A 23,976-nucleotide genomic window follows, 5' to 3' on the forward strand; every position below is an offset into this window, starting at 1 on the left:
GGGGCTTCCCCGAGGGGCCGCGTGGCGGGAAGTGGCGGGGCGGGCGCCGTGCAGGGGACCGCTGGGGCCAGGGACTGACAGAGCGCGCGCACGGAGGCGTGCTCAACGAGCTCGCGCGGGCTCGGGGCGCGCGTCAGCCGCGGCGCCAGCCGGGCGGCGAGCTCGGCCAGGGAGGTCGCGTCGAAGCCATGGTCCTCGAGGCTCGCGTCGAGGTCCACGTCTTCCCGCCGCACCTCGAGGACCTCGGCGATGGTCGCGAGGAGGTCGTTCGTGACGTCCGGCGTGACGGGCGCCGTCCTCACATCGAAGGCGCGGTCGATGTGCTCGACGTCGCCTTCGACGATGGCCATCACCGGCTCGGTGGCGTGCAGCGCCCGCACGAAGAAGTCGAGCCCCTCGCGGGTGCTCAGTGGCTTCATGCCCAGCGTGTGCAGCAGGTGCGCCTCAATCTGGGCGTCCACGTGCATGCCGCCCTCGCGCCACAGGGGCCAGGTGATGGACAACGAGCGCCCGTGGCGCTGGCCCCGCCGCACCTGCTCCAGGCGCCCCCGGGCGAAGTGGTCGAGGAAGCGATTGGCGAAGGCGTAGTCCGTCTGCCCCACGTTGCCGATGACGCCCGCCAGGGAGGAGAACAGGACGAAGAAGTCGAGCGGCAGGTGCCGGGTCGCCGCGTCCAGGTGGAGCGCGCCCAGGAGCTTGGGCTGGAGGACCGACGCGATGTCCTCGCCGCGCTTCTGGGCGACCATGGCGTCGCGCAGCACCCCCGCCGAGTGGATGATGCCGTGGAGGGCGCCGAAGCGGCCCACGGCCTCGCTCACGAGCGCTTCCACCGCGTCTGCCCGCGAGACATCCGCCTGCCGGTACACGGCCTCGGCGCCCAGGCTGGACAGCTCCCGGAGCTGGTCGCGCACGGTGTCGTCCTCGGGCGCGCGCCCGGCCAGCACGAGCCGCGCCCGGACCCGCCGGGCCAGCCACCGCGCGAAGAGCAGGCCCAGCCCGCCGCGGCCTCCCGTGATGAGGTAGACGCCACGCTCCCTCAAGAGCGGCGCGTCGTCCGGGACGGCGAGCGGCGACAGGCGGGTCCGGCACAGGCGCGCGCGGCCCTCCGCGCCGATGCGGACCTCGTCATCCGGCGCCTCGGGAGGTGACAACTCCTGGAGCAGCAGGGCCGCGGAGACGGCTGGCGCCTGGGACAGCTCCACGGTCCGGTAGCGCAGCGCGCGGTGCTCCCGGTTGATGGACTTGCAGAACCCCGAGAGCGCGCCGTGCTGGGGCGCGGCGCTCGCCGGTCCCTGGTAGACGCACAGCAGCCGGAGGGACGGCACGGGCCGTGCCTTCAGCCACGCCTGGGTGAAGGCCGTCAGCGCGTGGATGCCTTGCGCGAGCGCCGTGTCCAGGTGCTGTGCGGCGAGCTCCAGGGGCGGGTGACGGGCCCAGGCGTGGATGGCGCGGGCGGGGAGCCCCCCTCCCTGCCGGAGGGCCTGGAGCAGGCGCTCGACGTCCTCGACCCGCGCGGGGTCGACTTCGTAGACGCCGTCGCCGGCCGCACGGAAGCCCGACCCCGGCTTCACGAGGAACACGGGCCCGGAGACCAGGCGCCGGAGCGCATCGCGCAAAAGAGCGTCGTGGTCGAAGACCAGCAGCGGCCCCCCGGGCTCGGAGGCGGCGCCTTCCAGGGGCTCGGGCACCCAGCGCTCGCCCAGGACGCGGGTGGGGGCCTGCTGCTTCTGCCCAGGGACCTCCCGGACGCGGAAGTCCTCCAGGCGGACGAGCACCTGCCCCGTCACGTCGGTGAGGCAGAGGTCGAAGGTCTCCACGTCCTTGCGCCGCCCCGTGCGCGTGACATGGACGAGGCACTCCAGGGGCACGGGCTGATGGAGGTGGACCGCGCCCAGGGAGAAGGGCAGCCAGGACGCAGCGCCCCCCTCTTGCTCTCCGTTTGACAAAAGGCCCACCACGGCCTGGAGCGCGCCGTCGAGGAGGACCGGTGGGAGCACGACGTCGGGTGACGGGGCCGCGGCGCCAGGCTGCCGCAGCGTGGCCAGCGCCTCGTCCTGGCCCACGTGGAGCTGCTGAAGCGGGCGCAGGCTCTCGCCGTACTCGAGCCCGCGTGCGCTCAGGAGCGCGTAGCAGTCCCGCGAGGACAGCACCCGCGGGCAGCGCGCCCGGAGGGCCTCGGGCTCCTGTCGGAGGGGAGGCTTCGGCGTGGCTTCCTGGCGCTGCAGCCGTCCCTGCGCGTGGAGCGTGCCGTCCGCGCCGACGAGGCGAAAGCCCAGGGGGGCGCCGTCCTGCTGGAGCGTGAGGGAGACCTCGAGCGCAGCGGCCCCAGGGGCGAGCATCACGGGACTGGCCCAGGTGATGTCGCGCAGGGCGCTGACAGGCCCGGCGCCGGCCAGCCGCGCCGCGCCCAGCGCCATCTCCAGGCACGCGACGCCAGGGAGGACTTCGCGCCCACCCACGCGGTGGTCCGCGAGGAGCGGCGTTGTCGAAGGGAAGGTCGTGGTGAAGCGCACGGCCTCCAGCGTGGAGGTGTTGTGTCCCAGCAAGGGATGCAGGCGCGTCGGCGGCTGCGTCGTGGCCGCGGGCGTCGTCCTGGGCAGCCAGTACGAGCGGTGGGCGAAGGGATAGGTCGGCAGCGGGAACCGCCCCGGTACGCCCTGGGGGTAGAGCTCCGCCCAGTCGATGTCCGCGCCCTCCACCCAGCGGGCCGCCAGCGCCCTGAGCGCCGGGACATCCTCACCCTGGGGCGACACCTTCACCCGGGACTGTTCGGCCCGGAGCCGTCCCTGGAAGCAGGTGTCGGGATGGGCCTGTCCGTCCAGGAAGCGTCGCAGCTGCTCACGCAGGTCGTCCTGGCTGGTGGCGACCAGGGCCAGCCGCGCCGCCATGGCCTCGTTGCGCGTCTGGAGCGAGTAGGCGAGCCGCGCGAGGCTCACCGCGGGCCCCGTCGCCTCCGGCGCGGCTTGCCGGTCGAGGAAGCGGAGGATTCGCTCCGCGTACGGACGGAGCTGCTCCTCCGCGCGCGCCGACAGCACCACGAGCCGGGGGCGCTCATGCGCCGCGGGCGGAGACTTCGGCGGCAGGTGCTCCTCGACAATGACGTGGGCGTTGGCGCCGCCCGCGCCAAAGGAGCTCAGCCCCGCTCGCCTGGGGAGGCGGTGTCCCTCGACGCCCGTGGGGGCGGGCCAGTCGCTCAGCTCCTGCTGCACGCGGAAGGGCGTGGCCTGGAAGTCAATGAACGCATTGAGCCGCTGCGCGTGGAGCGAAGGGGCCAGTTGCTGGTGCCGCATCTGGAGCAGGACCTTGGTCAGCCCGGCCATGCCCGCGGCGGCCTCCAGGTGCCCGACGTTCGACTTCACCGAGCCGATGGCGCAGCGCCAGCCCGGCGCCGTCCTCCGCTGGAAGGCCTTGCCCAGGCCGGAAATCTCGATGGGGTCGCCCAGGCTCGTCCCCGTCCCATGGGCCTCGATGTACCCGAGCGTCTGTGGCTCCACGCCCGAGCGCTCCAGCGCCTCGGTGATGAGCGTGGCCTGCGCGTCGGGGTCGGGCACTGTGTAGCCGTTGGCGCGGCCTCCGTGATTGACCACGGTCGCGCGGATGACGCCGTGGATGTAATCCCCGTCCGTCTCCGCCCGGGACAGGGGCTTGAGCAGGACGGCGCCTACGCCCTCGCCTGGGACGTAGCCGCTGCCCCCCTCGCCAAACGCGCGGCACCGCCCATCCTGGGCAAGCATCCGGAGCTCGCTCAGGAGCACGTACTTGCTGGGGTGCAGCATGAGGTTGACGCCGCCAACCAGCGCCTGTTCGCACTCCTCTCGCCGCAGGCTCTCGCAGGCCAGATGCAGCGCCGTCAGCGAGGAAGAGCACATCGTGTCCAGGGCCAGGCTGGGTCCACGGAAGTCAAAGAAGAAGGAGACCCGGTTGGCGATGGAGGCGGCGAACGAGGACGGCGAGAGCGGGTTGCCCTGGAGGGTTTCCTCCAGGCCGAGCAGCGCGTACTGCCCCCACATCACGCCCACGAACACGCCCACCTTGCGGCCGCGCAGGGCGCGTCCCGCGTAGCCCGCGTCTTCGAGCGCCTGCCAGGACGTCTCCAGGAACAGCCGCTCCTGCGGGTCCATGAGCTCCGCTTCCCGCGGCGACAGGTTGAAGAGCCGGGCATCGAACCGGTCAATGCCTTGAAGGAAGCCCCCCCACCGGCTCTGCGTGGTTCCCGGACGGCTGGCGGACGGGTCGAACCAGGGTGCGTGCTCCCAGCGCTCCGGAGGAACCTCGGTGATGCAGTCCTTCCCGGCGCGGAGGTTCTCCCAGAACGCCTCCAGGTCCTCGGCCCGGGGGTAACGGCCCGACAGCCCGATGATGGCGATGGGCTCGTCCTGGGAGACGCGAGCGGAGGGGGCAGGGGAGGGCGCCGCGGCTACGGCCGGAGGCGGCGAGGCCCCCTTCGTCGCGGGCGACGCGAGCAGCCTCGACGTCTGCGCTCCGTGGTGCTTTTCGAGGTAGTCCGCCAGCTCCCGCGGGGTGCTGTGCTCGAACAGCAGCGTGGGGTAGAGCTTGACGTCGAGGTCCTGCTCGAGCCGCCGCACGAGCCGCAGCAGGTGCGCCGAATCCAACCCCTGCGAATAGAAGTTCTCCGAGTCGTCGAGCGCGTCGGCGGCGACCTGCAACTCCGTGGCGAGCAGGCCGCGCAGGTAGTCGAGCACGGAGGGCGCGGGAGCGGCGGGTTGCTCCGCGGCGGCCCGCGCGGGCTCGCCGCGCTGGGGCGCCTGCAGCCGCGAAATCAGGCCTTCGGAGCGGATGCGCTTGGTGGACAGCTTGCGCATGGCCGCGATGCGCTGGCCATCGGGCGCGTAGAAGTCGAGGTCACTGTGGAAGAGGTCGTCCGCCACCAGCCCGGTGCTGTCCTGGCGCACGTGAACGAACACGCGCTCACCCGGCGAGTGGCCCGCGCGGAACGACTCGATGTGGATGGGAATGAAGGGCTGGAGCGCCAGCTCTGGCCGCTGCTGCATGTAGAGGAAGGGCAGCAGGGTGGCGCTGTCCAGGAAGACGGGGTGGAGGTGGAAGTCCTCCAGGTGCTCGAGCGCGGCGTCACTCAGGTGCAGCGCCCCCAGCACCTCGCGCTCATGGAAGTAGAGCTGGCCCTGCCCCTTCATGAAATCGAGGTGTTCGATGGCCGCGCCGCGCGCATACGCATAGGCGTCATCCACGTCCGAGATCCGCTCGGCGTGGCGCCGCAGGTGGGCGATGTCGAGCCGCCCTTCGAGGGGCGCGTCGGCGCCGTGGACCTCGCAGCGGAAGTTCTCGGTCGGCGCTCCCAGGGACTCACCTGTGGCGGACACGGGCCAACTGGTCGCCACCACCTGCCAGCGCGTCGTCCCGGTCTCCTGGGGCGTGAAACACAGGCGAATCCTCCTGCCGGCCCGTTCCGAGGTGGCGACAGGCTCGATGAACAGGATGTTTCGCAGCTCCAGCGCGGTCGTATCAAATCCCTGCGCCTTCAGAGCGCGGAGCGCCAGGTCGAGGAAGACGACGCCTGGCATGATTCGAACGCCGTGGACACGGTGATCCCTGACAAGTGGATCTTCATGGACGACCGTGGTGCTGCACTCGAACTCTCGTCTCGGAGGCTTCACGGTTGATACGGATGATACATGTTGAAGTCTCTGTTTCAACAGTCCGTGTTCATTTGCTTCATGTTTGCGTATCTATGTTTTTCAAAGAGATCTTGTTATGTCGGGATTGCGTGTGACATTGTGAGTTACATTCTCATGCGCAAAGAGAGTGTGTGACATTTTGAGTTACATTTGACTGTGATTTGAGGCTGCCCCGTCCACCGGGCTCCGCCAGGAGCGGTGCATCCGTCGTGGGCTCGGAGACGGAGGTTGGGCCGCGCGTGGCGGCTACCGAAGGGCGGGTGGGGCCTGGGCGGCCAGCTCGAGCCAGTCCGCCGCCTCCACCCAGACGGCCTCGGGCGTGCTGGAGCGGAACCAGCCGAAGTGGCCGACTCGCTTCATCCCGAGCTCCGCGGGCGTGCGGTGCAGGTGCTCACGCGTCGCGTTCGGGTAGGTGTCGAGCAACGCTCGCGCGGCGGCCTCTGGCGCGATGGTGTCGTCGGAGAAGCTGTAGAGCCGCAGCCGCGCCCGGACGCGGTCATTGTACGGCCGCAGGGGCGCGCCGCTGTCGTCGGAGACGTAGTGGGGATTGCGGCACCAGCGCGCCCACTGCTTCGCGATGCCTCCCGGCAGGTCCGCCGAGCCCACGATGCGGCCCGGGAAGTAGCCCAGCAACGCGACGGAGACGGGCAGCGCGACGTACCAGATGGCCGCCAGGGGCAGCGCCTGACGGAGCGGCCAGTGCCGCCACCAGCCGTGCTGTGAGCCAATCAGCAGCACGGCCTGGATGCGCGAGGCATTCTCCGCCAGCCCCAGCATCTGTCCGCCCGCGGAGTGCCCCACGACAGCGAGCCGGTGCGAGGGAAACCGCGCCGTCACCCAGTCCAGGACGGCGGGCGTGTCCAGCTCGCCCCAGTCCTGGAAGCGGGCCTGGTTGCGCAGGGACGCGTCGACGACCGAGTCCCCCATGGTCCGGTAGTCATACGTGACGACGGTGAAGCCCCGGCCCGCGAGGAACCGGGCGAAGGCGTCGTAGTACCTGCGTGGCACGGCCGTCGCGGGGTTGATTTGGATGACGACACCATTGTCCTGGCGCCCCGGGTACACCGTCGCGGCCAGGGGAAGCCCGTCCCGGGCGGGAATCCGGACGACCTCCGTCGAGGCTGGCGCGGCGGTGGAGGGCCGGGCGTCATCCCGCATCACGGCACCTTCGCTCCATGACGAGAATCTGATGCTAGCGCCAGATTCCAGTCAATCCGCCCCAGGCCTGGCGTCGCTTCGCCTACTCCGTCGCGGCGCGGACGAGCCGCAGGACGACGGTGAAGTGGAGCCCCGCGCCGACCAGCGTCAATGCGTGGAACACCTCGTGGTAGCCGAAGACGCCGGGCAGGAGGTTCGGCCGCTTCAGGGCATACGCGACGGCGCCCGCCGTGTAGGCGACGCCTCCCGCGAGGATGAGCGTCAGGTCGCTGCCCGTGAGGGCCTGCCGGGCTTCATCGAAGTAGGGCACCAGCGTCCAGCCGACCGCGACGGCCAGCGCCGCCGTCACCACCTTGGGCGCCTGTATCCAGAACAGCGACTGGAGGACTCCGGCGAGCGCGCCCGCCCAGATGAGGAGCAGCAGGCCGTCGCCCGCGGCCCCGGAGATGCCCAGCAGCGCGACGGGCGTGTAGGTGCCCGCGATGAGGATGAAGATGGAGGCGTGGTCCATGCGCCGCATCCACGTCCTCCCACGCGTGGACCAGTTCACCCGGTGGTAGGTCGCGCTGACCGCGAACAACACCACCAGGCTGAAGGCGAACACCGCCGCCGCAGCCGCGGCCCGGTCCGTCGGCGCCATCGAGACGAGCACCAGGCCCGCCCCCAGCGCACCCGGGGCGGCGAACTGATGCAGGACGCCGCGCAGCTTCGGCTTCTCCGCGACCTGGGCGCTCAGGACCGGACCCGCGCTTCGAGGACGGCGAGGACGTTGAGCGCGGCTGCGTCGGGCAGGACGGCTCGGTGAGAGACGGGATACATGAGGGGCTCCAACTCCACCGGAGAGTTTCCAGTTGGCAGGTTACGGTTGGGTAAGTTACTGTTGGGTAGGTTCGAGGTCAACGTGGCGACGAAGAAGCGACTGTCGGGTGCTGACCGCCGGGCCCAGTTGATGGCGGTGGGGCGAGGCGTGTTCGCCTCGAAGGGCTACGAAGCGACCTCCATCGAGGAGGTGGCCCACCAGGCGGGCGTGTCGAAGCCCATCGTCTACGAGCACTTCGGCGCGAAGGAGGGGCTCTACGCGGCCATCGTGGACCGGGAGATGGATGACCTGGTGACGCGCGTATCGGAGAGCATCGCCACGGGCACGCCTCGCGAGCGGTTCGAGCGGGCGGTGCTGGCCTTCATGACCTACGCCAAGGCGGAGCCCGCGGGCTTCGCGGTGATGACGCGCGACTCACCGCTGGCGGCTGGACGGCGGGGCCTGACGCGCGTCATCGACGACCTGGCGCTGCGGGTCTCGGACATCTTCAAGAGCGAGTTCGAGCACGCCGGCTACGACCCCAAGCTCGCGCCCATCTACGCGAACGCGCTGGTGGGCATGGTGACGCAGGTGGGGCAGTGGTGGGCGGAGGACGGGCGCTCCTTCTCCATTGACCATGTCGCGCGCCACGTCGCGGCGCTCGGGTGGATGGGGCTGCGGCACCTGCCGAAGGCGCCGGCGGCTTCGAGTGGGCGGCGAGCCCCGAAGCGACGCGGCGGGTGAGGGCCGCCGCGCGGCCCGCCCAGGGGCCGCGCGTGGGAAACTGGTGGAATCCTCCGACTTGGAGGATGGTCCGCATTGCTCCGTGGACTCATTCCTTCGTTCCCCCTTCCGTTGGCTCTGGCTGCGCTGGTTCTCCATCTCCCCGGCGATGCTGCTGGCGCTCTCCTTCGCGGTCCTCATCGCGGTGGGGACAGCGGGGCTGCTCTGGCTCCCGGCGCTGTACACGGGCCCGCGCCTGGGCTTCCTCGACGCGCTCTTCACCATGACCAGCGCGGTGTGCGTGACGGGGCTCGCCGTGGTGGACACCGCGACGGCCTTCACCCGCTGGGGGCAGCTGTGGCTGCTCGTCTTCATCCAGTTGGGTGGGCTGGGGCTCGTCACCCTCACCACGCTCGTCATCGGCGCGTTGGGCCGGCGGCTGTCCCTCCGCAGCGAGGTCATCGTCGGCGCGCCCATTGACTACACGCACCGGGAGAACGTGCTGTCCCTGACGCTGCGCGTCGCTCGCTTCACCCTGGGGGTGGAGGCGCTGGGGGCGCTGCTGCTGTGGCTGCTGTGGCTGCCGCGGTTCGGCTGGAAGGAGGCGGCCTGGCACGCCGTCTTCCACTCGGTCAGCGCCTTCTGCAACGCCGGGTTCTCCACGTTCAGTGATTCGATGGTGGGCTTCAACCGGGCGCCTCTCACGCTCCTGGTCATCTCCCTCCTCATCATCCTGGGGAGCCTGGGCTACCTGTCCAGCGAGGAGGCGCTGCGCTGGTGGCGCAGCCGGGACCAGCGCTCGCGGCGGATGAGCGTGCACACCTTCGCGGCGCTGCTCGTCACCGGGGTGTTGCTGGTGGGCGGCACCGTGCTCTTCGCGCTCTTCGAGTGGCGGGGGACGCTGGCGCCCCTGGGCTACGTGGACCGGGTGGCCAACGCCTGGTTCATGTCCGCCACGGCGCGCACGGCGGGCTTCAACAGCGTGAGCTACTCCGAGGTGAGCAACGCGAGCGGCTTCTTCACCATCCTGCTGATGGTGGTGGGCGGCAGCCCTGGCTCCACGGCCGGAGGCCTGAAGACGACGACGCTGGCGGTGCTGGCCGCGCTCGCCTTCACGCGCATCCGGGGTCGCCGGCACGCGGAGCTGCATGGCCGCGCCATCCCGGAGGGCACCATCGAGCGCACCGTGTCGCTGGCCCTCATCGCCTTCGGGCTGATGACCGCCGCCGTCTTCGTGCTCACCTTCACGGAGGCGCGCGGGGCGGAGTCGGTGCAGGCCGCGCGCGCCAGCTTCCTGCCCGTGTTCTTCGAGGTGGTCAGCGCCTTCTGTACGGTGGGGCTGACCATGGACGTGTCGCCCTCCCTGAGCGTGGCGGGCAAGCTGCAAGTCATCGGGCTGATGTTCGTGGGGAGGCTGGGGCCGCTGTCCTTCTTCGCGGCCCTCAGCCTGCGCGCCCGGACGCACCTGCGGCACGTGCGCCCCGCGCAAGAGGACCTCATCGTTGGTTAAGGAGCACGGATGAAGCGCATCATCGTGGTGGGTCTGGGCAACTTCGGCTCGGTCATCGCCGCGCGCCTGCATGAGCAGGGGCATGACGTCATCGCCATCGACCCACGCCCGGCGGTGGTCGACGCCCTGGGCTCGCGCGTGTCCAAGGCCATGGTGGGAGACGCCACGCAGCGCCAGGTATTGGAGGAAGTGGGCGCGCGAGGGGCGGACGCCGCCATCGTCTCCACGGGAGAGGACCTCTCAGCCAGCATCCTCGCGCTGCTCGCCCTGCGAGACACGGGCATCGAGGACATCTACGTGAAGGTCCGCTCGGATGACCACGCGCGCATCGCGAACGCGCTGGGGGCCACCGAGAGCATCTTCCCCGAGCGGGAGAGCGCCCTGGGACTGGCCAGCCGCATCACCAGTGGCCGGCTCCTGCAGTACGTGCAACTGGGGCCGGAGTTCGGGCTGCAGGAGATGCCCGTGCCGGAGGAGTGGTATGGCAAGAGCCTGCGCGCACTGGCCCTGCCGCAGCGCTACCGCGTACACGTGGTGGCCGTGCACGACGTGCTCCAGGACCGCATGCTCCCGGTGCCGGACCCGGACCGGCTGCTCACCCCGTCTGACGCGCTGCTCGTCGCGGGTGAGCCCTCCGCGCTCGAGGCGGTGGCCTCGCTGCGCTGACGTTGGTGGTTCGGCTCAGCGCGGCCCATGGCCCTGGGGCCCGGCGCGCCGGGCCTCCTCCGCGACCCGCGCATCCGCGAAGCCCCGGGTGACGTTGGCGTCGAGCAGCGCGCGCTGGCGCTCCAGCTCCGCGCGGCGGAAGTCCGGCGCCACGCGCAGCAGGTCCTCCAGCAGGAAGCGCAGGCGGCGGGCCACCTGGATGGAGCCCTCTCCATATTCGCGAATCTCATCCATCGAAAGCCGCACGTAGTCGTTGAAGTCAGGGCGCGGGCAGATGAGCCGCGGGACGCCCTGGTCGTCCAGCCGGCGGAGGCTGGGGAAGCGCCGGAGGACCAGCCTGCGCAGCAGGTCATGGAGCTGGTCAATGGCCTGGACGGCCGTGGACGGGTCGTTGGTGCCAGGAGAGAGGGCGCGCTCCGCGATGTCGACGAGCTGGCGGAACCCGAAGGCCGTGTCCTGCTGGAGGGTGCGCTCGCGGCCAATCTGGACCGAGGCCAGCGCGCTTGGCAGGTCGAGCGACCCGGCGTCACCCCACACTTCGAAGAGCGCGCTGCCATGGGGCACGAAGTCGCCCATCATCGGCACCACCACCATCGTGACCTCGGCCCGCTGGGCGCACCGCAACAACTGCTCCTCGTCCAGGGTGACGAGCACCCCGGAGCGGCCCGCATGGGGCACCACGAGGGAGGGCATGCCCTGGGGGCGCTCCAGCGGAGCATCCTCTGCGTCATGGCCGACGCCCTCCGGGTACATGCGCTCCATCGTCTCGCACGTCTCGTCGCGAATCCGCCCGAGGATGACCACGGCGCGGATGGACTGGGCCACGTGGTGGATGAAGAAGATGAAGGTGCCCACGCTGATCAGCACGAACACGACAGCGAGCCAGACGGAGAGCGACGGGACATGGCTCTCGATTTCCAGGTTCTCCGAGGTGCCCCGCACGCTGCGCATCGCCAGCAGTGCGTAGACAAAGGTCCCCACGAAGATGCCGAGGGACAGCTGGCTCTTCCGATCCCGGAGGAAGGTGCGCAGGATTCGGGGCGAGAACTGGTTGCTGGCTTGCTGGAGCACCAGGATGGTGACGGAGAAGACGAGGCCGGCGAACGTCATCATCGACGACGCCACCGCGGAGAGCACGGAGCGCGCACCCTCGGGGCCGCCCTGGAAGAGGTACCAGGTCTGCTCGTGCTGCGGCAGGCGGGCGTCTATCGCCTGGGCGAGCTGCGACAGGCCGATGGAGGCGAACACGCAGAGTGCCGGGACGAGCCAGTAGCTGGTGGCCAGGCGCTCGGCGAAGGGTGTGAGGCTTAGCTTCATGATGGCTGTCGGGCGTGCCCCCGGACAGAAGCTGGGCATGCGCCCCGCTCAATGACAACTGGCGCCGCTGGGATTCACGCTCACTGCCCGGTAGATGAGCACCGCCGCCGCCACCAGCGGCACCGCCCGTCGCAGCACGAAGGAGACCTGCTTCGGACACTGCTTCCACAAGGACGCCTGGAGCTGCGCGCCCAGCAGGGCAGGCAGGCCGCCGAGCGCGAAGGCGCCCAGCACCAGCGCGCCACCCAGGAACGAGCCGCTGGCCAGCGCCACCGCGAAGACGCCGTAGAGCAGACCGCAGGGCAGCAGCGGCGTCACCGCACCCATTGCGCTCGCGCGGCCCGTCCACGAAAACTTTGCGCCCCAGCGCGTCACCTGCCGCGCGAGGTTCGCCATGCCCGGCAGCGGGCGCAGGCGCTTGCCCAACTCCAGCGCGGACGCGATGAGGGCCGCGGCCATCAACCACGGCAGGTAGGGCCGGGTAGAGACGGCCAGCGCCTGGGTGACGCCTCCGCCCAGCATGCCCAGTGCGCCGCCCACGAGGGCATAGGCGCCCAGGCGCGCTCCCTGGTAGGCGGCGACGGCCCTGCGCCGCTCCGGGCCTGGAACGCCGGGCAGGCCCGCGCAGGCCAGCGGTCCGCACATGAGGAGGCAATGCACGCTCCCCGTGAGCCCCACCACGAAGGCGCCCAGTGCTCCGGCGATGACGGTGGGGGTGGGGCCAGGGGTGTGCAGCAGCGAGGCGAGCGCGGCCGGTTCGAGCGACATGAACGCGGTGCATCGCAACAGGCATGCCGTTCGCAAGGTGACATCGTGAATGCCTGCCTCCACGCCATCGGAGCCTGCTCCGGCCGCCTGTCTCCACTGCGGCAGTCCCGTTCCTCCCGGGAGCGCGGCGCGCGACTTCTGCTGCGTGGGGTGCGAGGCCGTGCACGGCCTGCTCGTGGAGCAGGGGCTCACGCGCTACTACCAGCTCGCGCAAGGAAAGACGGCGCCCGCGCCTGAGTTGCGCAAGGAACGCGCGTTCGCGTGGCTGGAGCCGCTCGTCAGCCGCGCCGAGGCCATTCCGGGTCCCCTGTGTGCGCTCGAGCTGGACGTGCAGGGCATCCACTGCGCCGCGTGCGTGTGGCTGATGAACGAGCTGTTCCGCCGGCAGCCGGGCGGGGCGGGCCTGACGGTGGACCCGGCCCTGGGCAAGGCGCGGGTGCTGTGGCGGCGCGGCGCCTTCGATGTGGCGGAGTTCCTGCGCGACGTGGAGGGCTTTGGCTACCGCTTCGGACCCAGCCGCAAGCGCCCGGAGCGCACGAGCCTGGACCTGCCCATCCGCCTGGGCATCTGCGCCGCGCTGTCGATGAACGTGATGTTGTTCTCGGTGAGCTTCTACGTGGGGCTCACGCCGGAGGATGGCGAGGTCTTCCGCCTCTTCACGCGGCTGAGCCTGTGGCTGTCGTCGGCTGTCGTGGTGGTGGGAGGCTGGCCCTTCTTCCGCTCCGCGCTCCAGGGCTTGCGGCGCGGCGTGTTGCATCTGGACCTGCCCATCGCCCTGGGCATCCTGCTGGTGTTCGGCATGTCGCTGGCGCAGGCGCGCGGAGGGCGCGGCGACCTGGCGTACTTCGACACGCTCAACACGTTTGTCACGCTGATGCTGGTGGGGCGGTGGCTCCAGCAGCGCGTGCTGGAGCGCAACCGGCGCTTCCTGCTGGATGACGACGGGGCGGAGGGGCTCTTCGTGCGCAGGGAGGAGGGCGCACGGCTCGCCACCGTGCGCGCCGCCGAGGTGGCCGACGGCGACGTGCTGGTGATTGCGCCGGGGGACCTGGTGCCCGTGGACGCGGTGTTGCTCGATTCGGGCGCCCGCGTGTCCACGGATTGGATGACGGGCGAGCCCGGCGAGCGCGCGGTGGGGCAGGGCGGCGCGCTGCCCGCGGGCGCGTTCAACGCCGGGCGCGAGGCCGTGCGTGTCCAGGCGAAGCAGGCCTTCACGGACTCGCCGCTGGTGGCGTTGCTCCGTCGCGCGCCCACGGTGGCGGGTGGACATGCGGTGCACACCCGCTTCTGGGACCGCGTGTCGCGCCGCTGGGTCGTCACGGTGCTCTTCGTCTCCGCGTTGGGGCTCGCGCTGTGGTGGCCCGCCGGGCCGGACAAGGCGCTGGAGGTGGCGGTGGCGCTGCTGGTGGTGACGTGCCCGTGCGCCATCGGCATCGCCACGCCGCTGGCCTACGAGCTGGTCCAGGCGCACCTGCGCCGCGGCGGCTTCTTCATCCGGAGCACGGACCTGCTGGACCGGCTGCCGCGCGTGCGAAAGGTGCTCTTCGACAAGACGGGGACGCTGACGTTGGGGCGGCTGGAGCTGGTGGACCGCGCCGCCGTGGCGGGGTTGGCGCCCGCGTCGCGAGACCTCGCCTTCGACCTGGTGTCGCGCAGCAACCACCCCGCCAGCCGGTGCCTGGCAGCCGCGCTGCTCCGGGAGGGCGCGCGCTTCGACCCGGAGGCGCGTGTGGCGGAGCTCGCGGGCCAGGGATTGGAGTTGAACCGAGACGGCGTGCGCTGGCGGCTGGGCCGCGCGGACTGGGCCACCGAGTCGCGGAGGGTGGACACGTCGCGCGTGGAGGTCCTCCTGTCCGGTTCGGGGCTCGCGGCGGGGCCGGTGCTCACGCGGGACGGCGTGCCGGTGGCCTTCTTCCAGCTCCGGGAGTCGGTACGTCCCGACGCGCGCCGCGAGGTCCAGGCGCTCCAGGACGAGGGCCGCGAGGTGTGGCTCATCTCCGGGGACAGCCAGGGCCGCGTGAATGAGCTGGCCGCCGCGCTGGGCATCCCCACCCAGCACACCCTGAGCGGCCAGCACCCGGAGGACAAGGCCGAGGCCGTCGCGAAGCTGGACGCGGCGGACACGCTGTACCTGGGGGACGGCGTCAACGACAGCCTCGCCTTCGAGCGAGCCCTCTGCGCGGGAACGCCCGCCATCGACCGGCCGGTGATACCGGGCAAGAGCGACTTCTTCCTCCTGGGCGAAGGTCTGGGCGCCATCCGCGAGGCACTGCGATTGTCGGCCCGGCTGCGCCAGGTGGTGCGCCAGCTGCTGGTGCTGGCGGTGGGCTACAATGTGGTCGCCGTCTCCGTGTGCCTGGCCGGCTGGATGACGCCGCTGCGCGCCGCCGTGGCCATGCCCGCGACCAGTCTGGCCACCGTGCTCTTCACCGTGTGGTGGCTGTCCGCCTCACGCGAGCGCGCCGTCGCCACGCCCACGCCGCCGCTGCGGGAGGTGCCGGCATGAACGTCCTCGTCCTCCAGGTCTTCGTGAGCCTGATGCTCGTCGCCAGCTCGGTGCTGCTGTTCGTCTACAGCGTGCGCCACCGGGACCACGAGCACGCCGACCGGCTCGCGCTCTTCCCGCTCGAAGACGACAGCGCCGCTCCGGCGCCGCGTGCTCCCGAGCCCCCGTCCTCCGCTTCCCAGGAGTGAAGCCGTGCATCAGCAACGAATCATCTATGACGACACCACGGTCCGGCGCTTCATCATCGCGTCGGTGCTGTTCGGCATCGTGGGCATGGCGGTAGGGGCGCTGGTGGCCAGTCAGCTCGCCTGGTGGCAGGCGAATCTGGGCATCCCCTATACGACGTACTCCCGCCTGCGCCCGCTGCACACGAACGCGGTCATCTTCGCCTTCGTGGGCAACATGATGTTCGCGGGCATCTACTACTCCACGCAGCGGCTGTTGAAGACGCGCATGGCGTCGGACCTGCTGTCGAAAATCCACTTCTGGGGCTGGCAGCTCATCATCGTCGCGGCGGCGGTGTCGCTGCCCCTGGGCATCACCACCTCCAAGGAGTACGCGGAGCTGGAGTGGCCCATCGACGTGGCCATCACCGTCATCTGGGTCGTCTTCGCCATCAACTTCTTCTGGACGCTGGCCAGGCGCCACGAGAAGAACCTCTACGTCGCCATCTGGTTCTACATCGCGACCATCGTCACGGTGGCGGTGCTGCACATCGTCAACAGCCTGGCGCTGCCGCTGTCGGGGGTGAAGAGCTACTCCGTCTTCGCGGGCGTCCAGGACGCGCTGGTGCAGTGGTGGTACGGCCACAACGCCGTCGCCTTCTTCCTCACCACGCCCATCCTGGGCATCATGTATTACTTCCTGCCCAAGGCGGCGGAGCGGCCGGTGTATTCGTACCGGCTGTCCATCATCCACTTCTGGGCCCTGGTCTTCATCTACATCTGGGCCGGTCCGCACCACCTGCTCTACACGGCGCTGCCGGACTGGGCGCAGTCGCTGGGCATGATTTTCAGCGTCATGCTGTGGGCGCCGTCGTGGGGCGGCATGCTCAACGGCCTGCTCACGCTGAAGGGCGCCTGGTACAAGCTGCGCGAGGACCCCGTCCTCAAGTTCCTCATCGCGGGCGTCACCTTCTACGGCATGGCCACCTTCGAGGGGCCGCTGTTGTCCATCAAGTCGGTGAGCGCGCTGGGCCACTACACGGACTGGATTGTCGGCCACGTCCACAGCGGCGCGCTGGGGTGGAACGGCTTCATGGCGGCCGGCATGTTCTACTGGCTGGTGCCCAGGCTGTACGGCACGAAGCTGCACTCGCCCAAGGCGGCGGACGCGCACTTCTGGCTCGGGACGGTGGGCATCCTCCTCTACATGGTCTCCATGTGGATCAGCGGCGTCACGCAGGGCCTCATGTGGCGCGCGGCGAACCCCGACGGCACGCTGCTCTACCCGAACTTCGTGGAGACGCTGCTGGCCATCCGGCCCATGTACATCGTCCGCTTCGCCGGCGGGTCCATGTACCTGGTGGGCTTCATCATGATGGCGTGGAACCTGTGGAAGACGGCCCGCGCCGGCAAGGCCGTGGACGGAGAGGCGACCATCGTCGTGGAGCCGCCCGCCCCCGCGCCCGTCGCCGCGCCCGCCAGGGCCCCGGCGCCCGGCTGGGTGCAGGTCGTCACCGGCCGGCCGCTGGTGTTCGCCATCGCCATCCTCACCGTGACGATGTTCCTCGGGTGGGCGAAGCCGGTGCGCGCGGTGGTGCTCCTGGGCGCCATCATGGTGCTGGGCGAGTTCGCCTGGATTGTCACCCGCAGGGACCGTGAAGCAGGCCGGCCGTCGTGGTTCGGGCTCATCGAGGGCCGGCCGCTGGCCTTCACGGTGCTCACGCTCATCGCCATCCTGATTGGCGGTGTGGCGGAGCTGCTGCCCACCATCATGCTCAAGCAGGCGGTGCCGGCGCACGGTCAGGCGCAGGAGCCGTACTCGCCGCTGGAGCTCCAGGGCCGTGACCTCTACGTCCGCGAGGGCTGCTACACCTGCCACTCGCAGATGATTCGCCCCTTCGTGGCGGAGACGCAGCGCTACGGCGACGTGTCCCGCGCGGAGGAGTTCATCTACGACCACCCCTTCCAGTGGGGCAGCAAGCGCACGGGGCCGGACCTGCACCGGCTGGGCGGCAAGTACCCGAACCTCTGGCACTACACGCACATGATGGACCCCAGGGCGACGAGCCCCGGCTCCAACATGCCGCCGTACCCGTGGCTGGCCGAGCAGCGCATCGTCGTGAAGGACGCGCCGAAGAAGCTGGCGCTGATGCAGCGGCTGGGCGTGCCGTACTCCAACGCGGACGTGGACGGCGCCGAGGCGCGCCAGAAGTCGCAGGCGGAGGGCATCACCGCGGACCTGGCGGCGCAGGGCGTCCAGGTGGCGTGGGATTCGGAGATGGTGGCCATCATCTCCTACCTCCAGCGCCTGGGCCGTGGGCCGCAGGACCTGCCCGCTCCGCCGGAGAAGTCGCCCGCGCCGGCGGCGCGTCTGCCCGCCGCCACCATCGCCAGTGAGGAGGGCCGCTGATGTACAAGCAATTCTATCAGGGGATGTCGCTCACCGAGCTGCCCCTCTTCGCCCTGGTCCTGTTCATCGCGGTGTTCCTCGGCGTCGTCGCCTGGGTGTTCGTGGCGCGGCGCAGCGGGGACTTCGACACGCTCGCGCGGATGCCATTGAGCGAGCAGGGGGAGGGCGGCCATGAGCAGTGACAAGTCGCTGTTGCACTCCGTCTATGACGGCATCGAGGAGCACGACAACCACCTGCCCAACTGGTGGCTGTTCATCCTCTGGACGTCCATCGTCTTCAGCGCGGGCTACTGGTTCTGGTACCACATCGCAGAGGCGGGGCCCGGACAGCTCGGTGAGTACGCCGCCGAGTCCGCGGCGGTGGCGAAGCGCGCGTCCGGGAACACCCCGGCGTCCGACGACATGCTGCTCGCGCTGGCCAGGGATTTGGCCTCCCTGGAGAGTGGCAAGCAGGTGTTCCAGGCGAACTGCGCGGCCTGTCACGGCGCGCAGGGCCAGGGGCTCATCGGCCCCAACCTGACGGACGCGTACTGGATGCACGGTGGCGGCCCCATGGCCATCCACAAGGTCGTGGCGGACGGCGTGGTGGCCAAGGGCATGCCCGCGTGGGAGCGCACCTTGGGGGCCGAGCGCGTCAAGGCCGTCACCGCCTACCTGCTCACGCTCAAGGGCACCGACGCGCCCGGCGGCAAGGCGCCGCAGGGCGAGCCCGAGCAGCCGTAGCTCACGGAGAGGAAGCAGCCCATGTCTGCGGAACCGCGGCGGGATGGCCCGCGCATCGACCAGCTCACGTCCATCCACGCGGATGGCTCGCGGCTGGCGCTCCACCCGGCGGACGTGCGCGGCCGGTTCATCACCCGGCGGCGGGTGGGCTTCGCGGTCCTCATCGCCGTCTATCTGGCCCTGCCACTGGTGGAGGTGGGGGGCCACCCGGCGGTGCACCTGGACGTGGCGGCGCGCCGCTTCTATCTGTTTGGTGGCACGTACAACGCGCAGGACTTCTGGCGCGTCCTGTTCCTGCTGACGTCGGTGGGCTTCGGCCTGCTGTTCTTCACCGCGTGGCTGGGGCGCGTGTGGTGCGGCTGGGCGTGTCCCCAGACGGTGTTCCTGGAGGCGCTGTATCGCCCGATTGAACGGCTCTTCGATGGGCCCCGGGAGCGGCGGCTGAAGGTGGCTCGGGAGCCCTGGACACCCGCGCGGGTGCTGCGGGCGGTGCTCAAGCATGGCGCATACGCGGCTGTGTCGATGCTCATCTCGCACGCGGCGTTGAGCCTCTTTGTCTCGGCGGGTGGGCTCGTCGCGATGGTGTCCGAGGGCCCGGTGGCCTCGCCGGTGGCCTTCGCCTGGGCCATGGCCGTGACGGGCGCGCTGTACTTCAACTTCGCGTGGTTCCGTGAGCAGCTCTGCGTGGTGGTGTGTCCCTATGGCCGGCTCCAGTCCGCGATGCAGGATGGGGACTCGCTCATCGTCGGCTATGACACGCGGCGCGGAGAGCCTCGGGGCCGGATGCTCAAGGTGCCTCCTGGTGCCACGGCGCCGCCGCGCGGCGACTGCGTGGACTGCTTCAGGTGCGTGGCCGTGTGCCCCACGGGCATCGACATCCGCAATGGCTTGCAGATGGACTGCCTGGCGTGCGCGCAGTGCGTGGATGCGTGCGACGGCGTCATGGACAAGCTGGGCCGGCCGCGAGGACTCATCCGTTATGACTCGCTCAACGGATTGGACGGACAGCCGCGGCGGGTGCTCCGGCCCCGGCTGTTCCTCTACGGCGCGTTGATGCTGGTGGCGGTGGCGGGCCTCACGCTGAGCCTCGTGCGGCGCGTGCCCTTCGAGGCGAACCTGCTGCGCTTCCAGGGCATGCCCTACGTCGTCGAGCAGGGCACGGTGCGCAACCAGTTCGAGCTGCACCTGGTGAACAAGAACCCCTCCGAGACGGTGCTCACCCTCCGCGTGGACAGCCCCGTGCCCGCGCAGGTGGTGGTGCCGCAGGCGCAGGTGACGCTCGGCTCGCTGGAGAGCTTCCGGGTGCCGCTGTTCATCACCGTGGACCGGAGCCGTACGGAGCTGCCGTTCCACTTCACCGTCGAGGTGGCGGACGCGGCCTCCGGTGAGGTGAAGCGCATGGAGGCCCGGTTCCTGGGGCCTGCCATTCCCGATATCCGCCCTTAGTCATATGGATGCTGACTGAAGCGTACGCATCGAGAGCAGTCATGGCTGGGGATGGAGGCTGCTTGTGAGGCTTTGCATCTGCTGGAAGGCGTCTGGCGGCCGAGTGGACTCGGGTCATCGGCCACGCCAAGAGACTCCAGCGCTTCTCGTGCGAAGAGGCGTTCCGTGACGTCAAGGACTTGAGCTTCGGGATGGGACTGTCCCGTGGACTCGATGTGCCGAAAGTTCTCGCCGGCCCCCGTCGTGACCAGCGCAACCGGGTTTTGAACCGAGCTGTACCGTGGTGCAGAGGCAGCGCAGCACTCCCTTCGCAGCAGGGCGACGAGGACGGACGGGACGTCATCGTCTTTGGGACGACCTTTCCGTAGATTGAAGCCCTCCTCGATCCGGAAAGCGTCTCATGGCAAGCCGTCTGGGCGTCACGGTCCTGCTCCTCACCCTACTCAATGCGTGCGCCACGCCGCGTGTCATCCGCCTCGACACGGGGCAGGGGCCGCCCCTGGAGTACAGGCCGTCCTCCTCGAACACGTCCGTGAAGGTGGACGCGGAAGTATTCGAGGAGGCACTGGCTCGCTAGCTGCGGGAGGTGCCCCTGACGCTCCGTGCTCCGCGGCAAGGCGGGCTGGTGCGCGCCTCCCACCCGGGCAACAGTGCGGACACCCGCTGGCAGCGCTTGATGCGCAAGAGCTTTGGCGGTCTCTGTGAGCCAGGCCAGCGCAGGGACCACTGCCTCTCCCTGCTCGACGACGGGCTGGGCCTGGGCGCGTGGGACAAGCTGGGAGTCGCCCTGGGCCTGTCGCTGGAGCCACTCAAGGAGCGCATCGCCCGGTCGGTGGAGAAGACCCTGGCACCCCAGCTCTTCTACACCGTCATCGCAACGGGCCTCATCACCTGGACCGTCCTGGCAGCTAATCCCGAGCCGGTGTTCACCAAGGCGGCGGCCATCGTCTCCGCGGTCCTGCTCATCTACCTGGGATTGGAGACGTTCCTGGAGGTGGTGGACGCGAGCCGGGAACTGAAGACGGCCACGGACTGGGCCACCACCTGGGTGGAATTGGAACAGGCCGGCCATCGCTTCGCCAACCGAGTAGGCCCGAGGTGGCGCGCGTCTTCATCCTCGCGGTCACCGTGGTGGTGAGCCATGGCATGACCGGGGGCGCTGCATGGTTGGCCTCGCGGCTGTCGATGTTGCCCCACTTCACGGATGCTGCGGTCGCAGGGGTCGCACAGGCAGGCATCCACTTGGCGCACATAGGACAGGTGAGCGTGGTCGCCGTTGAAGGCAGCACCGTCGTCGTCTCCCTACCTGCCACAGCGATTGCCATGACGGCCCAGGGCCGGAGAGGAGTCGCAGCGGGAGGCACTCCAGCCAGCTTCAGGTCCTGGGGCTCGTCCAGTGGCCTCAAGAGCGCCCTGGGCTCGGCGGGACCAGGCAAGCAGTGGCACCACATCGTCGAGCAGACGCCGGGCAATGTCTCACGGGTCGGTCCCCATGCGCTTCATAATACGCAGAACGTCATCCCATTGGCAGACCCTGACGAACTGGGAAAATGGAACCTGGGCGCTGGACCCGGGATGAACACCGCCGCTGCATGATGCCGCCAAGGAGCCGCCTTTCACCGAGGCCACTACACACGACTCGGGCCTTGACCCGCAGCGTTTGCACCGAGCACAGCCCCTGCCGCAAGGCTTGCACTTCTTGTTCTATGTGCCGCCCGAAGTCCCTCCAGGGAACTCCTGGCACGAGGCTTGGAAGGGGCGAAGCGGTGAGATGGAGCCCCTCCGCCAGGAAGTCCCCACGCCGCCCGAAGCCCTGCTTCGCCGGTATGACGTCTCCGGCCCTCGCTACACCAGCTACCCCACGGCGCCGGCGTGGCGGCAGGACTTCGGTCCGGAGCACCTGGTGGAGCGGCTCCAGCAAGCGGGCACCCGGGTGAGCGCCGAGCCACTGTCGCTCTACGTGCACCTGCCCTTCTGCCGCAGCCTCTGCTGGTACTGCGGCTGCAACGTCGTCATCAGCCGGGACCGGGCCGCGGCGGACCTGTACCTCGACCACTTGGAGCTGGAGCTGGACCTGGTGGTGCAGCGGCTCGGCGCGCGGCGCTCGGTGTCCCAGATTCACTGGGGCGGAGGCACGCCCACCTTCCTGGATGAGCGGCAGCTCGAGCGGCTGTGGACGGCGCTCACCCGCCGCTTCCGCATCGCGCAGGACGCGGAGGTGGCCATCGAAATCCACCCGGCCGTGACGACGCCCGGCCAGCTCACGCTGCTGCGGAGCCTGGGCTTCAACCGCGTGTCCATGGGCCTGCAGGACTTCGACGCGCGCGTGCAGCAGGTCACCAACCGCCTCCAGTCCCCGGAAGAGACGCGGGCGCTGCTGGAGCACGCCCGGCTGCTGGGCTTCAAGGGCGTGAACTTCGACCTCATCTACGGCCTGCCCCACCAGGACGCCGAAGGGTGGGCCCGCACGCTGGACACGGTGTTGGCGATGCGGCCGGACCGGCTGGCCGTCTACTCCTTCGCGTTCATGCCCGACGTGCTGAAGCACCAGCGGCGCATGCCCGCGGAGGCCCTTCCGAGCGGGCGCGCCAAGCTGGAGTTGTTCCGCTCCGCCTACGCGGCGTTCGTCTCCGCGGGCTACCGGCCCATTGGCATGGACCACTTCGCGGTGCCCGAGGACGAGCTGGCGCGCGCGCAGGCCGAGCGCCGGCTGGGCCGCAACTTCCAGGGCTACACCGTCAAGGCCGCCTCGGACGTGGTGGCCATTGGCAGCACCGGCATCAGCGACGTGGACGGCGCATATGCGCAGAACGTCCGCGCGCTGCCGCGCTACTACGAGCGCGTCTCCCAGGGCTGCCTGGCCACGGAGCGGGGCCTGTCGCTGACGGCGGACGACCAGCGGCGCCGCGCGGTCATCACCCGGCTCATGTGCAACTTCTGGGTGGATTTGGGGGCGGACGGCGCCGACTACTTCGCGCGGGAGCTGGAGCGGCTGCGCGCGTTCGAGGACGACGGCCTGGTGACGCGCACCGGCGCGCAGTTGGCGCTGACGCCCCTGGGGCGGCTCTTCGTCCGCAACGTGGCCATGGTGTTCGACGCGTATCTCGCGGGGACGGAGCGTCCCCGCTTTTCCCGCACGGTGTGAAGGGGTCGGTCATGGATGCATTGGACGTGTTGAGCCAGGAGCACCGCCACATCCAGCGCGTGCTGGAGGTCCTGGAGCGGGCGGTGACGAAGGGCCGCGAAGGGGAGTTCGTCTCGGCCTCGCTCTTCCTGCGCGCCGCGAACTTCTTCCTCACCTTCGTGGACGGCAGCCACCACGCGAAGGAGATGGTGCTCTTCCAGACGATGGTGGCGCACCGGCTGCCGCTGGCGCCCGGGCTGCTGGCCCAGGTGTCCGGCGAGCACGGCACCGGCAGCGAGCATGCGGTGGCCATGCTCTGCGCGGCGGAGACGATGCTGCGCGGAGGGGGGACAGACCCCGTGCGCATGCTCGACGCGGCCGACGACTGGCTGCGGCTGTACCGGGGGCACACCGGGGTGGAGGAGGCGCAGGTGTTTCCCATGGCGCGGCGGCTGTTGCCCGCGGAAATCCTGGACCGGATGCGGACGCGCTTCGCCCGAATCGAAGCGTCGCATGGCTCGCTGGCGGAGGCCGCGGAGGCCATGGAGCGCGCCTTCATGCCCATCCCGGCGGGCCGCCTCTTCCCGCGTGGAGCGGTGTGCTCGTTCTAGAATGCGACGGGCGCCGCGGGAGCACTTCCCGCGACGCCCGGAGTCTGCTGCCTGTCTGACAGCCCGCGCGGCTCAGTGCTGCGCGAGAATCTCATCCAGCCGCTTCTTGTCGCTGGAGAAGGAGAAGTAGCTGTAGAGCGTGTGGCCGTTCCGCGGGTCCAGGATGTACGGCCGCAGCTCGCGCACCACGGCCAGCTTGTCCTGGGTGAACTGGAAGTGGCTCAGCAGCTGACCCACCTGGGAGACCAGGAAGTAGTGGTGCTGGGCCGCCGAGACGAGCACACGCATCTTGTCCTCGGCGAAGGTCTGCCGGGAGATGGAGTCGTTGATGCGGCGCAGCTCGTTGTCCGAGATGGGCCGCACCACCGGCTGCGGTGGCGGGGGCGGCGGGGGC

At 70.2% G+C, this 23,976-nt stretch carries 19 protein-coding genes; 13 read left to right on the forward strand and 6 right to left on the reverse strand.

From position 1 onward, the window contains the following. The 3 genes from HV826_RS32335 to HV826_RS32345 form a co-directional block, all read right to left on the reverse strand. A partial coding sequence (locus tag HV826_RS32335; RefSeq protein ID WP_255217525.1) for an SDR family NAD(P)-dependent oxidoreductase occupies positions 1-5,543 on the reverse strand: 5,543 nt, incomplete at its 3' end. A gap of 360 nt (positions 5,544-5,903) precedes the next feature. Then, entirely contained in the window at positions 5,904-6,815 is a 912-nt protein-coding gene (locus HV826_RS32340) for an alpha/beta fold hydrolase (protein WP_176420922.1), read from the reverse strand. A gap of 82 nt (positions 6,816-6,897) precedes the next feature. Further along, a complete protein-coding gene (locus HV826_RS32345; RefSeq protein ID WP_176420924.1) occupies positions 6,898-7,551 on the reverse strand; it encodes a hemolysin III family protein in 654 nt (217 codons plus the stop codon). A 165-nt stretch (positions 7,552-7,716) separates the two neighbouring features. On the opposite strand from HV826_RS32345, the gene HV826_RS32350 reads away from it, so the two are divergent. The 3 genes from HV826_RS32350 to HV826_RS32360 all read left to right on the forward strand — a co-directional run bounded on the left by HV826_RS32350 (position 7,717) and on the right by HV826_RS32360 (position 10,513). Next, complete coding sequence (locus HV826_RS32350; RefSeq protein ID WP_368671046.1) at positions 7,717-8,358, forward strand: TetR/AcrR family transcriptional regulator; 642 nt, start codon at positions 7,717-7,719, stop codon at positions 8,356-8,358. Positions 8,359-8,440: 82 nt separating this feature from the next. After that, positions 8,441-9,847, forward strand: a complete 1,407-nt coding sequence (locus HV826_RS32355) for a TrkH family potassium uptake protein (protein WP_368671047.1) — start codon at positions 8,441-8,443, stop codon at positions 9,845-9,847. Positions 9,848-9,856: 9 nt separating this feature from the next. Next, positions 9,857-10,513: a TrkA family potassium uptake protein gene (locus HV826_RS32360; RefSeq protein ID WP_176420910.1), complete on the forward strand. Its 657-nt coding sequence runs from the start codon at positions 9,857-9,859 to the stop codon at positions 10,511-10,513. 15 nt (positions 10,514-10,528) lie between these two features. Here the strand turns inward: HV826_RS32360 and HV826_RS32365 are convergent, their stop codons facing one another. Together HV826_RS32365 and HV826_RS32370 are read right to left on the reverse strand one after the other, a co-directional pair. Continuing rightward, complete coding sequence (locus tag HV826_RS32365) at positions 10,529-11,830, reverse strand: DUF2254 domain-containing protein (protein ID WP_176420911.1); 1,302 nt, start codon at positions 11,828-11,830, stop codon at positions 10,529-10,531. Positions 11,831-11,878: 48 nt separating this feature from the next. Then, the gene (locus tag HV826_RS32370) at positions 11,879-12,598 is read right to left on the reverse strand and encodes a sulfite exporter TauE/SafE family protein (RefSeq protein ID WP_176420912.1); all 720 of its coding nucleotides are present in this window, start codon (positions 12,596-12,598) and stop codon (positions 11,879-11,881) included. 49 nt (positions 12,599-12,647) lie between these two features. On the opposite strand from HV826_RS32370, the gene HV826_RS32375 reads away from it, so the two are divergent. From HV826_RS32375 to HV826_RS32415, 10 genes are all read left to right on the forward strand, one after another. Next, a complete protein-coding gene (locus HV826_RS32375; RefSeq protein WP_176420913.1) occupies positions 12,648-15,104 on the forward strand; it encodes a heavy metal translocating P-type ATPase in 2,457 nt (818 codons plus the stop codon). Further along, complete coding sequence (locus HV826_RS32380; RefSeq protein WP_176420914.1) at positions 15,101-15,292, forward strand: cytochrome oxidase; 192 nt, start codon at positions 15,101-15,103, stop codon at positions 15,290-15,292. Before HV826_RS32375 ends, HV826_RS32380 begins: the two co-directional genes overlap by 4 nt. A gap of 4 nt (positions 15,293-15,296) precedes the next feature. Then, the gene (gene ccoN / locus HV826_RS32385; protein WP_176420915.1) at positions 15,297-17,678 is read left to right on the forward strand and encodes a cytochrome-c oxidase, cbb3-type subunit I; all 2,382 of its coding nucleotides are present in this window, start codon (positions 15,297-15,299) and stop codon (positions 17,676-17,678) included. Next, positions 17,678-17,860, forward strand: a complete 183-nt coding sequence (locus HV826_RS32390; protein WP_176420916.1) for a CcoQ/FixQ family Cbb3-type cytochrome c oxidase assembly chaperone — start codon at positions 17,678-17,680, stop codon at positions 17,858-17,860. The genes ccoN and HV826_RS32390 overlap by 1 nt, the downstream gene beginning before the upstream one ends. After that, the gene (locus HV826_RS32395; protein ID WP_176420917.1) at positions 17,850-18,401 is read left to right on the forward strand and encodes a c-type cytochrome; all 552 of its coding nucleotides are present in this window, start codon (positions 17,850-17,852) and stop codon (positions 18,399-18,401) included. The genes HV826_RS32390 and HV826_RS32395 overlap by 11 nt, the downstream gene beginning before the upstream one ends. A gap of 21 nt (positions 18,402-18,422) precedes the next feature. Next, positions 18,423-19,847, forward strand: coding sequence for a cytochrome c oxidase accessory protein CcoG (gene ccoG / locus HV826_RS32400; protein WP_176420918.1), 1,425 nt, complete (start codon positions 18,423-18,425; stop codon positions 19,845-19,847). Between the two features lie 400 nt (positions 19,848-20,247). Next, positions 20,248-20,424 carry a hypothetical protein gene (locus tag HV826_RS37640; protein WP_255208430.1) on the forward strand — a complete coding sequence of 59 codons (177 nt, stop codon included), beginning with the start codon at positions 20,248-20,250 and terminating at the stop codon, positions 20,422-20,424. 48 nt (positions 20,425-20,472) lie between these two features. Then, a complete protein-coding gene (locus HV826_RS37645; protein ID WP_255217526.1) occupies positions 20,473-20,985 on the forward strand; it encodes a hypothetical protein in 513 nt (170 codons plus the stop codon). Between the two features lie 633 nt (positions 20,986-21,618). Continuing rightward, the gene (gene hemN / locus HV826_RS32410; RefSeq protein WP_176420919.1) at positions 21,619-22,992 is read left to right on the forward strand and encodes an oxygen-independent coproporphyrinogen III oxidase; all 1,374 of its coding nucleotides are present in this window, start codon (positions 21,619-21,621) and stop codon (positions 22,990-22,992) included. An 11-nt stretch (positions 22,993-23,003) separates the two neighbouring features. Next, the gene (locus HV826_RS32415; RefSeq protein ID WP_176420920.1) at positions 23,004-23,582 is read left to right on the forward strand and encodes a hemerythrin domain-containing protein; all 579 of its coding nucleotides are present in this window, start codon (positions 23,004-23,006) and stop codon (positions 23,580-23,582) included. 72 nt (positions 23,583-23,654) lie between these two features. Here HV826_RS32415 and HV826_RS32420 read toward each other — a convergent pair. Beyond that, positions 23,655-23,976 (reverse strand): DUF4476 domain-containing protein (locus tag HV826_RS32420; RefSeq protein WP_176420921.1); only part of this gene is annotated, 322 nt, incomplete at its 5' end.

The organism is Myxococcus sp. AM010 (assembly GCF_013372585.1).
Lineage (GTDB): Bacteria > Myxococcota > Myxococcia > Myxococcales > Myxococcaceae > Myxococcus > Myxococcus vastator.

Excerpts from the sequence above, each read along its gene's own strand:
- HV826_RS32340 (WP_176420922.1), bottom strand. The coding sequence starts at position 6,815 with ATGCGGGATGACGCCCGGCCCTCCACCGCCGCGCCAGCCTCGACGGAG.
- HV826_RS32360 (WP_176420910.1), top strand. The coding sequence starts at position 9,857 with ATGAAGCGCATCATCGTGGTGGGTCTGGGCAACTTCGGCTCGGTCATC.
- HV826_RS32365 (WP_176420911.1), bottom strand. The coding sequence starts at position 11,830 with ATGAAGCTAAGCCTCACACCCTTCGCCGAGCGCCTGGCCACCAGCTAC.
- HV826_RS32370 (WP_176420912.1), bottom strand. The coding sequence starts at position 12,598 with ATGTCGCTCGAACCGGCCGCGCTCGCCTCGCTGCTGCACACCCCTGGC.
- HV826_RS32375 (WP_176420913.1), top strand. The coding sequence starts at position 12,648 with ATGCCTGCCTCCACGCCATCGGAGCCTGCTCCGGCCGCCTGTCTCCAC.
- HV826_RS32380 (WP_176420914.1), top strand. The coding sequence starts at position 15,101 with ATGAACGTCCTCGTCCTCCAGGTCTTCGTGAGCCTGATGCTCGTCGCC.
- HV826_RS32390 (WP_176420916.1), top strand. The coding sequence starts at position 17,678 with ATGTACAAGCAATTCTATCAGGGGATGTCGCTCACCGAGCTGCCCCTC.
- HV826_RS32395 (WP_176420917.1), top strand. The coding sequence starts at position 17,850 with ATGAGCAGTGACAAGTCGCTGTTGCACTCCGTCTATGACGGCATCGAG.
- ccoG (WP_176420918.1), top strand. The coding sequence starts at position 18,423 with ATGTCTGCGGAACCGCGGCGGGATGGCCCGCGCATCGACCAGCTCACG.
- HV826_RS37640 (WP_255208430.1), top strand. The coding sequence starts at position 20,248 with ATGGCAAGCCGTCTGGGCGTCACGGTCCTGCTCCTCACCCTACTCAAT.
- hemN (WP_176420919.1), top strand. The coding sequence starts at position 21,619 with ATGGAGCCCCTCCGCCAGGAAGTCCCCACGCCGCCCGAAGCCCTGCTT.
- HV826_RS32415 (WP_176420920.1), top strand. The coding sequence starts at position 23,004 with ATGGATGCATTGGACGTGTTGAGCCAGGAGCACCGCCACATCCAGCGC.